Here is an 821-nt window from a genome sequence, read left to right as displayed (position 1 = left end):
TGAGCTGAACTTTCAGGACCTTTCCTTCGAACCTTTCCTGAACAAGGGCAATTGCTTGATCTCGACCAATTCTCTCATTCTTTGTCTCTGCGACCAGGTTTGCGGATAAGCACACCAGCAACACGGCGGACAAAAAAAGTTTTACGAGTTTCATAGCAATCACCTTTGCGAACGTTGCCAACTAACGAGGCTTCTTTCGGTGTCACAGCTCCCTTCTAAAAAGGTTCCACCCTGACACGCACTTTTATTTTCTTACCCGGCTTCTGATCCATTCGGGTCTTATATCTTTCACCCTTGTAACGATACCATACATGGTAGCCGAGCACCTTCTCTTCATAGCTTATACGATGCCGGGTTTCGCAGCGCTGTTCATCACGGTAGTGTGACCTTGTTTTATACCGACGACGCTCATTCGAGGCGATATCGCTCCCCACTGAGGCCCCTAATATTGCACCCACAGCCGTACCAATCTTCTTGTTTTTGCTTCGGTGCCCTACAGCATTACCAATTGCGCCACCAATAATACCGCCAAGAATAGTACTAGTATGTGAATGCTCACTTCTAGGATAATCATCATATCGAACCTGTTCAGTCCAACATTCCTCTTCGGGAATTCTTTTTTCAATGGTTTTAATAATCGGCTCCACCTTCACTACGCGAGCAAAGTCGATTGAACGGTGACTCCTTCCACCCGCATAGCTAAGCGAGCTGAATAGCATCGCCACAATAATAAACGCCACCAATACCGTAGGCTGAGGTAGGTAGTTTCTTGAGTAGGTTAATTGTTTCATGTTCATATTCCTCTTTCTTTTTAGAAGGTG

1 protein-coding gene is annotated in these 821 nt (G+C 45.7%); it reads right to left on the bottom strand.

The window, feature by feature from the left end; genetic code table 11:
• Nucleotides 1-215: 215 nt before the first annotated feature.
• On the bottom strand, nt 216-719 hold the full coding sequence (locus A3729_RS02685; protein WP_231877307.1) for a glycine zipper 2TM domain-containing protein: 504 nt from the start codon (nt 717-719) through the stop codon (nt 216-218).
• Between the last annotated feature and the right edge of the window lie 102 nt (nt 720-821).

The sequence above is a fragment of the Oleiphilus sp. HI0043 genome (assembly GCF_001634935.1).
This window is presented reverse-complemented; position numbering and strand designations above follow the sequence as displayed.

What these genes read in the sequence shown, in the direction of transcription:
- A3729_RS02685 (WP_231877307.1), bottom strand. Translation starts at nt 719, where the DNA reads ATGCTATTCAGCTCGCTTAGCTATGCGGGTGGAAGGAGTCACCGTTCA.